Annotated in this window: 6 protein-coding genes; all 6 read right to left on the bottom strand. The window is 28.9% G+C overall.

Annotated features, from left to right (window positions below):
- Nucleotides 1–802: hypothetical protein (locus MBBTH_RS00700; RefSeq protein ID WP_116591131.1), on the bottom strand; the 802-nt coding region annotated here is incomplete at its 3' end.
- A 144-nt stretch (nt 803–946) separates the two neighbouring features.
- Nucleotides 947–1,249 carry a hypothetical protein gene (locus MBBTH_RS00695; protein WP_116591130.1) on the bottom strand — a complete coding sequence of 101 codons (303 nt, stop codon included), beginning with the start codon at nt 1,247–1,249 and terminating at the stop codon, nt 947–949.
- Nucleotides 1,250–1,573: 324 nt separating this feature from the next.
- Nucleotides 1,574–3,190, bottom strand: coding sequence for a hypothetical protein (locus MBBTH_RS00690; RefSeq protein ID WP_116591129.1), 1,617 nt, complete (start codon nt 3,188–3,190; stop codon nt 1,574–1,576).
- A 98-nt stretch (nt 3,191–3,288) separates the two neighbouring features.
- Nucleotides 3,289–6,183, bottom strand: a complete 2,895-nt coding sequence (locus tag MBBTH_RS00685) for a carboxypeptidase-like regulatory domain-containing protein (protein WP_116591128.1) — start codon at nt 6,181–6,183, stop codon at nt 3,289–3,291.
- Nucleotides 6,184–6,535: 352 nt separating this feature from the next.
- Nucleotides 6,536–8,602: a hypothetical protein gene (locus MBBTH_RS00680; protein ID WP_133241918.1), complete on the bottom strand. Its 2,067-nt coding sequence runs from the start codon at nt 8,600–8,602 to the stop codon at nt 6,536–6,538.
- A 1,137-nt stretch (nt 8,603–9,739) separates the two neighbouring features.
- Nucleotides 9,740–9,929 (bottom strand): transposase (locus MBBTH_RS00670; protein ID WP_207773300.1); only part of this gene is annotated, 190 nt, incomplete at its 5' end.

Here is a 9,929-nt window from a genome sequence, read left to right as displayed (position 1 = left end):
ATAAATGAAATTTGCATAATTGATGTTTTACTCCTATTTCATCTGCTACGTTACGATACATTGGGAATAAGTCTGTTGTTAAGCAAATAAATGGTTTATTTGCCGTTGAATCTAGAATAAATTTTTTAGTATTTTCCGGTATTCTGCGACGTACAATTCGTTCTGAGACTGGAATATTGAGTATTGCATCATATAAAGTTAATCTGTAGTGTCTGACTCCATTAAGCCTTAAAAATTGCTCATCATATAAATAGTAGCCTAAATATTCAAATTCTTCGTTAGTGATTGTTTCTTCATGATTTTGGTTTGACCAATTTCGGATCGTTTGGTGAGATATTCGAATTCCAAGGAATATTTCAAAGTATTTGCTTATTTTACGAAGTGATTGATATCCAATTTTCATTATTTCCGGTATTTTATCAATTATTTCTTGTAAATACTGTTTGTTGTTTTTTATTAATGGATTGTTACTTATTCCGAATTTTTTGTTACATTTTTTGCATTGATATTGCTGTTCTCGGAATTCTGTGGTTTTTCCATTGATATTTTGTTTGTTTTTTGTTATTGTACCTTTTTTGATTATTTTGTGGCTCCCACAAACAGGACAGATTGGATTATCATATTTGAAAGTGTTATTTTCATCTAAAAATAGTTTTTGATTTGTATTTTCTATTTTTGGGTTTTTATTGAGTCTTTCTGAAATAATTTTTTCATGATCAATTTTTTCGTCAGAAAAATCAAAAAGTTTAAGTTGTATGAAGTCTAAATTATTATTGAGGGCAGATTTATTTATATTAGGCATAAAATATAATTTGTCCTCACTTATTTAAGTAATTTACTATTTTTTAATTGTTTATTTTGAAATTAAAGAAAAATTAGAACGAATTTTCATCGATGTGAAATTTCAAGTGTAAAAAAATAAAATTTGAAAGAAGCCTATAAAATTTTACAGACTCTTTATTTTAAAATCCTCTTTATCAGATAAACCTAACATGACAGTGGCCAATTCATTTGCTGACCTTAAAGAGTAATATGCATTGTCAAAATACCCCATTTCATATAATCTTAATGAGTTAGCCAATAATATGCTAATTTCTTTAATTAACATATTAATATGGGCAGAATGGGATAAATTTTCTGCAAATATTCTACTAGTATCGGAGAGAGAAATTTCTTGGATTAAACTATAATATTCATCAACATTTTCAATTTTTATTGGCTTTACATATGACTTTAAATAATCAGACATTATTTTCACCTAAATATAATTACTTAATATATAACAGATTATTATATTTAATATTTAATACATAAGAAATAAAATCAAATTAGATTTTATAGTAATGTAGGGAGAAGATATTATTATAGAAAATAATATTAATTTAAGTTTAAAACAAATGTATGATATTAATAATATAATAAAAAAGTAATAATTAAGGGTATTGAATTCATTAATTTAAAAATATCCTTTTACCGTTAATAAAAAAAAATAAGAGTGAAAGTTCTGGCTCATTAATATAATAAATGTAATTTAATGAATACAAAAAAATAGGTTGAAAAAATAGTGGTTAAACTATTTTTTCACAGTAATTTTAACTTTTTTACTGGTTGGTTTGAAGTTTTTGTTACCTGCAAATTTAATAACAGCATTGTATTTACCTTTTTTGTTTAGTTTGGTAATTTTGAAGGTTGCTTTACCTTTGCTGTTAGTGGTTGCTTTGTAGGTTTTTCCTTTGACTTTTAATAATACCTTGACCTTTTTGATTGGGTTTTTCCCGGATTTTAGGGTTATGGTGTATTTTTTAACTTTCTTGGACTTTTTGAAAGTTGCCTTCTTAGCAGTGATTTTGGAAACTTTCTTAACAATTTTATCAGTTGCAGGAACTGTTTTTGAAGGAGTGGTGTTTTGATTAATAGTGGTATTTTCTATATTATCATTTATTTTATCAAATGTGAAATTTGCAGATGCATTTGAGGATGCATAATTATTAATTCCAATATAATCAACTTCAAATTTATAATAGCCATATAAATTATCCAAAATTAATTTACCGTTACTATCAGTATACATATAAAAAAGTTTATCGTTAATCACAATTGCTAGTTCATCTTCCAATGGAGTATTATCCTCATCACATAAATAAATTATGATTCCATTTTCAATTTCATTAATCAAAATTATAGTATTTAAAAGTGGAATTTCAGTCTTATCGGTAGTATTAATATAAAATGGTGCGACATTATTCTCAATATATTTGACTTCAAAATCATAACTACAATTAGAAATTGTGCAATATTTTTTATCTTCAGCTTTTACAATTCCTATAATATGGCAATTATTAAAAGTAGAATTAGTTATAAAAATTCCTCCCACGTTACCTTTTTTATCCATTGGTCCCGCTTTAGTATATATTACTGATTCAGAAATAATATCTTCAAATGTACAATTATATAAAGTAACATTGCCACATTCATGAGCATTTATAGGAACATTTAATAGATTCATATATTCAAATCCTGAATATGTTCTCATTGTAGTATTAGTATAATTAACGAATTTGCAGTTATTAAAATAAATATCATAAACATTACTAATCCCATCACGTACAGGTGTTTGAGATTCACCAAGAATAATTGGAATTTCTATAAAAGTACAATTAATAAAATTAAAATTATAACTTAAAAATGCAGGTTCAAATGAAGATGGTATGAATGTTAAATTTATAAAAGTATGTTTATATTTATGACTATCTCCTCCATCACCTAGAAATGAAATAATTGTATTATGTCCCTGGCCAACAAATGTACAAGAACATTTATCTAATAAATTATTTTGAGTATAATTACCATCTGCTAGATATATTACTCCATTTTTTATTTTATTAACTCCAAAATCATAATAGGAATCTATCCAACTTGTAGATCCAGATTTGGCATTTTCCCAACTACTACCATCGCCATTACTTTCTTTACTAGCATTTACATAAACTTTAGGAACATCAGATTGTGCATCATCACTTTTTAATATATCTTCAGATTCAATTCTGTCACTATCATCACATCTTAAATTATCATCTAATTGATTACTATATTCATTGTCAATTGTTTGAATATTTGAAGTATTATCTGATGCATTAACAACACCTGTACAAAAAATTAATAGAACAATAAATATTAAAAACTTTTTCATTATTCACCACCGTAAAAATTATTTTTAGTATTTGATTAATATAATAAGTATGAAATTTTAAAAAAATAAAATTAAAGTAGATTGTAAATTCTCTACTTTTATTTTTTAACTGTTATTTTTACTTTTTTGGTTGTTGCTTTGAAGTTTTTATTTCCAGCAAATTTAATGGTAGCAGTGTATTTACCTTTTTTGGTTAATTTGGTAATTTTAAATGTTGCTTTACCTTTGCTGTTTGTAGTTGCTTTATAAGTTTTTTTACCAATTTTAATAGTAACTTTAACTTTTTTAACTGCAGTTTTATCTGCTTTTAAAGTTATTGTGTATTTTTTAGTTTTAGTTTTTGCTTTAAAAGTTTTTTTACTTGCAGTGATTTTAGTTGCTTTTTTAGTTGTTTTAGTAGTGGTCTGTTTATTGGTATTGGTATTTGTTTTACCAGTGTTTGTGGAAGTTCCATTGCCTGAAGTAGCATTACCAGTGGAGTTTGTGGAAGTTCCATTTGCATCTGGTGTTGCTTCTGTGAAGTTGTATTTGTATGAATTTTCAGATTTTAAATAAGCTTCATTTCCTTCAAAGTAGGCTTTAATTTCACCTTCACCAGTTATTGGTACAGAAATAGTTCCATCAGCACCAGTAATATTAGTTTTATTATCAGTACCATTAATACTGTATTTTACTTCAATATTTGCAATAGGTTTACTTTCATTATCCACAACAGTAATAACAACAATACCTTTTTCAGTAGAATTAATACTGAGTGTAGTTTTTACAGCAGGAAGTTTGAAATTAAATAAAGCAGAATTGTTAGATGGATTGTATGATTCATTACCCACATAAGTTACATTGATTGTAAATTCGCCAATTAAACCAACAATATTAAATTTACCATCATCACCAGTTACATTAGAACCTTCAACACCAGAAGTAGTGTTATAAGTTACAGTAGCACCTTTAATAGGATTACCTTCAGCATCAGTTAAACTAACAACAACAACATCACTTTCATTAGTGATAGTGATATTGGAATCAATAGCAGTAGGATCATCGCCAAATTTTAATGTTGCAGTACTTATAGTTTTAATTTCACTTGTATCAAAATCAAAAGTACAATTTACAAAAGATACGACAATATTTGCACCTGTATTTCCTTTATCAGTTACTTCAAAACTTCTTTTAAAAGTACAATCAATAAATTTAAAGTTTTTACTTCCTACTTTAACTGGGCAGTCGAAAATTATATTTTTATGAGTTATAGTATAAGAAGCAGAAGAAACAGTTCCTTCACCATTTTCAGCAGGCATATTTTCTGATATTGTTCCAGAATCCAAATCATAGTCTAATTTAGGATACTCTCCATTTTCATCTTCTTCCTCAGCTTCTAAATTAAAGTAGACATTATCATCCAAACCAATTATTGTAAATTGAATATTATCTTTAATAAAATTATGAGTAGAATCTAAATCTTTAACACCATAAGAATCTCCCCATTCACCAAAATATGCGTTAAGGTATATTGTATCAAAATTTTGGTTCTGTGCACTAGCATATGCATACCATCGCCAAAAATCATCCATTGAATTAAAGGTGGATTCAGCATTAAGTATCTCTTCAGTATTAAAAATACCTAATATTTCATTATTTCTAGTCATTAAGATATAAATTGAATTATAGGTGTTACCAGTACCATAATGAGTATTCTGAGTACTATTAATGAAAGTATTATTTGTAAATTCTGATACAACACCATTTATTACTACAGTATCGCTACTTCCAGTATGATTTATGAAAGTATTATTAACAATAGCTAAATATGGTTGATCATTTGTTCCATTTTCAATATTTTCATTTGCTGCACAAATTGCTTGTCCATTAGCAGCATAATTTGCTATAAACATGGAATTATAAACATTGAGGTAACCTCCATTTAAAGTAGCAATTGCACCACCATTACCATTCACATTATTATTTTTCTTGAAAGTACAATTGTCAATAATTATATTATATTGTGAACCATAATTATATGCACCAATAGCCCCTCCACCAGCACTAGTAGAACAGTTATTATCTTCAAAGCAAGAATCATATATTCTTAAAACACTATAAGTAAATAATGCTCCACCATTCCATCCAGCAGTGTTGCTTTTAAATGTAGATTTGTTAATTAAAGTATTTGCATTAGAATGAGTATGAATTGCACCTGCCCACCAAACTGCATGATTTCCAATAAAAGTAGAGTTATAAACAGTTAATATTCCACAGTTATTAATAGCTCCCGGTTCGGTTACTCCATAATTATTTTCGAATTTTGAATTTTTAACATTTAAAATAATATTTGTTGTTGAACCGGCATTATGATTTGTTATTACACCAAATGCAGCTCTACAATTACTAAATGTACAATCAGTAATATTCATTGTTCCGTAATTATTATATATAACAGAATTATGCCCACTACTTGATGCATTTACATTAGTAAAAGTACACCCATCTAAAATAGTATTTGTGGTTAACATTTGCATCAACATTGTAGATGAAATATCTTTAAAATTAACATTTTGGAATGTAATTGTTAATCCAGTGTTTGAACATTTAAATGGTATTCCTCTATAAGAACCACTTATATAACTATTTTCTGTACCAATAATTTTTGCATTATTTTTAAATAAAATTTGACTTGTTGGAGTGTAAGTTATTCCATCAACTAAATTAATAGTATAATCAGTTCCAACTGTTTCAGCTTTATTCTCTAAATCTGTCCAGTTATATACAGTTGCAGTACCAGAAGATTCTAGTACTTCGTCATCATTATTAATTTCTAATGTTGTGTCTTCTGAGACATCTGACAGTAATGTAACATCATCAGTTTGTTCCACTACTTCTAAATCAGAGCTTGTAGAAAGTGCATCATCACTAATATCTTCATTAGCAGATGCTGCACCAATACAACATATGAAGATTAATAATACTGTTAAAAACAAACTAGTTTGTATCTTCATTAATTATTGTCCCCCATTATAGGTTAATTTAAAATAATTTATAGACCCTATTGAACTTTTTTTTCAAAACAGTCTATTAATATCTTCCAAAACATTAATCCTTAATCATACCCACCTCCTTTTGCAGTGTATTAGTAATATATACTGCAAGATGAGCGTGGAGATTCTGTTTTTTCAGATATTTTTTGATAAATGAACCATTAATTAAAATTAAGTTAGTTATTGATAAATATTTATTAACTAAAAACTAACTGTAACTTTTTAAAATTCACTTTATCATTATTAATTTTTGTAAATTGTGTTTTAAATATGTTACTAAAAAATTATTAAAAAAAGTTTAATAGTGATGGTTTTAGTATTCTTCTTTAGTGTGTTCTTTTTCTTTATATCCAATGATTAATAATATTAGAACTATTATTATTCCTATTATTGTTTGGATATAGTTTATTTCGTCAAGTTCCTGTATTTGTTTTGTTATTTCATAAGCTTTGGATTCACTTGGACTTGATGATGAACTTGACCCTGATCCGGCTGAAGAGGATGCGCTTGCAATGCTTATTCCAGATTCACCATGAGTGTATCTTGTTGAATTGGCATCACCACGAACAGCATCTGAAGTAGATGGGTTAATATTGTTTCCATTAACATTGCTTTTAATGGTCAATCCGTTTCCCTGTCCTTTGCCGTTTAAGCTGTTTCCACTTCCTTCACCATTGCCCAATCCATTACCAGCATTATTTCCAGTGTTGAGCCATGATAAATCCACACCGTTCCCGTTTCCATTACCTCCAGAGTTATAGTTTTTAAGCCATGAAGGAATGTCACGTTCGCTCATGTGGCGTATTGTATCAGCACCATTTGTATTGTAGCGAACTATATTGTTCTGTCCGGTTCCTCCAATGCTTACTGCTTTGTCTCCACCTTCTCCAATACCAGTTACAAGGATATTGTACATTACATTTGTGTCACTTGTAGTTGATTCAAGTCCCTGATTTAAACTGATTGCAATTGGACCGGGAACTTTAACCTTATTATACTTAATATCATACTTATGGTTTCCATTGGTTCCTTGTGAATAGCTAATTCCGTAAATACGGTCACCTGCCTTGTATCCTCCAACTGTATCGACAATAATTGTGTTGTTCAGTATTCTGTCGTTGGAGTCCTGAACTTCGATGCCTGCAACTAATTCATATACATCGGATCCTGCTTTGCCTGTAATGTTGATGAAATTGCTTATGATATCGATTTGAGTTGGACCATAATAGTTTTGTGAGTATATTCCAATATTTGGACCGTTGCTTATGCTATGCAAATAGTTATAAGCTACTTTTAAATTAAAAGCAGGGCCTGTAATCTGCATGGGATAAGCTGTACCGTCACGACCGTATCCGCCATATGTAAATACGTCAATATTATTTTCAACAACAGTCATGTTATTTAAACGATGAACATCCAAAGCATAAAGATAGTTTGCAGAGTTTTTTCGAGTATATAAGTCCTCTACTTTAATATTGTTTTTATTTACTGTTGCATTATCGCATGCATAGATATATACAGAGGATAATGTTGGGTATTTGACTCCGTTTTGGTATTCACCGAAATTAATGTCAGCATAAACATTGTTGCTTGTGAATTGAAGGTTTTGACTATATCCTGCTGCAAATGAAGCTATCTTATCTCCATAAAAACTGCCATGGTCAATTTCACGTAATGGCACTGTAGAGTTTATGCTATTGCCATAAATATTTGCATTATCACTATAGTATAATAAAACAGGATAATTGCGTCCGTTATGGAATGCATGTCCAATATAGTTAAAAGAAGAGTTTATCAACTTAAAACCGGTATTGTCATACGAATACACGCCGATTGCATCAACATCTCCGGGAGTGTCATAGGTCATGTCAATATTATATACTGTCACGTTGTCTCCTGTAACATAGATTCCGGCATTAGCATTATTTTTAAAGCTTTCGTTTAAGACGAACTTTAAATTTGTAAGCATCACGCCGTTGGCTTTGATGTTGAAGACGGTGTTATTGAACAAGGTATTTCTACCTGTTATTTTTGTATTGTCTGAATTGATTGTCAATACTCCTTTATCGGTGAATTCGCCGTTAAAGGTTAGTATTTTACTGCCGTATTCATCCTTCAGAACACCTTCGTTATCAAAGTACATTTTATAGTTTCTCTGATTGATTATGTAGCTGTCCTGTGAGGATTCAATTTCGTCCTGTGATTGAACACCTAAAACATTTAAAGAAGAATAGGATTCAGTATTGATATCTTCAATAACTAAGTCGTTTTCGGCACCAGCCATTGTTAAATTATCATTTGTTGAGGCAGAAATTAGACTCATGCCAAAAATCAGGACCATCACTATTGAAAATATGAATAATATTCTATTCATTTTCAAAATAATCATCCCACCTTTCTTTTAATGTGCAAACTCCATAATATTTCAGTATATATTACCAATATAGAAAAAAGGAGTTTGAATTGTAAAGCATTCTATTAAATAATTATTTAAAAATTATTATCCACACTTTACTAAATAATATTTTAGTAGAAATACATTAATAAATATTTAGGTGACGGAATCATATACCCATTAAATGACATCTTTTGGTTCATTCCTTGATTCCGCACATTCCCGTCATGTCGCACGGACAGCCAAATATCACACAATACCCATGATAAAACCATTTGCAAAACATTTTAAAATTCACACCTCCAACTATTAATCTTATTTTTTCAATGTATTAAGAAATGTTGATGCTTAGTATTATACCAACAATACTATACAAAATATAAGCACCCGCCTAAAAACAGCCAAAACAGCCTTAAAAAATAATTACTTAAAAAACTGTTTTTATGAAAATAAGAAAGAATAATTATTGATTAACCTATTTAATAACTGATGCCAAGTTATCATGTGCTGAAATAAATATTAAAGTTTAATAGATCTTATAAAGACCATAAATCATTTAAAAATCTTGTTGCCCGTATACTAACTCTCTTGAATCATCGCTAGAATACCCTTCGCTCCTCGAGTAACCCTCGAAACGGGCAGCCTATCCAATGCTGGGTTTCTCCTAATCATCGACAGTATCAACTTCCCTCATAGAAGGACCGTAGGCATTGGTCAAAAAATGATACGACAATATAATATATGTAAAATAATATTAATAATCTTAACTTTTAATGCCTGAAATTCCCAACGCTGATTTCAAGAGGAAACCTCTCGTGATGAAACATTTATCCTCACAAATGCTCTTACATCATACGATTTATTATTAATATTTAATATGATTGTCCATTGATGCAGATGAAATGAGTTTAAAAAAAAAAGAAAATGCATCAAGACTTAATCTTGATGTGCGTGTTTTCCCCTGGTGGCGTGTGGATTATGTACGATTACTCCAGTGTTTAATGAAGGCAAGATTTCATGTAGAGCAACTTGAACAAGGCAATGTGATACTGAATAAAAAAAGAGGGCGACTCAAAATTAATTATTTTTTTTAAAAATTTTTAGTTTGAATTTTTATTATTTTTAGGTATTTTGTTTGTTTTCTTGGTGTATGAGTTCGTTTTGTATTGTTTCGTTGTATATTCTTTTTAAATTGTGTGATATTGCGAGTAATTTTGCTTCTGTTTGTGTTCTTTTTAATCCTGTTGTGTTGAATTCTGTTACTTTTAGATTTTGTTTTATATTTCCAAATGGCCATTCTGCTGTTTTTGAT

The organism is Methanobrevibacter thaueri (assembly GCF_003111625.1).
Taxonomy (GTDB): domain Archaea; phylum Methanobacteriota; class Methanobacteria; order Methanobacteriales; family Methanobacteriaceae; genus Methanocatella; species Methanocatella thaueri.
Note: the sequence above shows the minus strand (reverse complement) of the source record. Positions and strands in the feature narration are given on the sequence as shown.

Bases quoted from the DNA above. Each gene is read 5' to 3' on its own strand.
- MBBTH_RS00690 (WP_116591129.1), bottom strand. From the start codon at position 3,190: ATGAAAAAGTTTTTAATATTTATTGTTCTATTAATTTTTTGTACAGGT.
- MBBTH_RS00695 (WP_116591130.1), bottom strand. From the start codon at position 1,249: ATGTCTGATTATTTAAAGTCATATGTAAAGCCAATAAAAATTGAAAAT.
- MBBTH_RS00685 (WP_116591128.1), bottom strand. From the start codon at position 6,183: ATGAAGATACAAACTAGTTTGTTTTTAACAGTATTATTAATCTTCATA.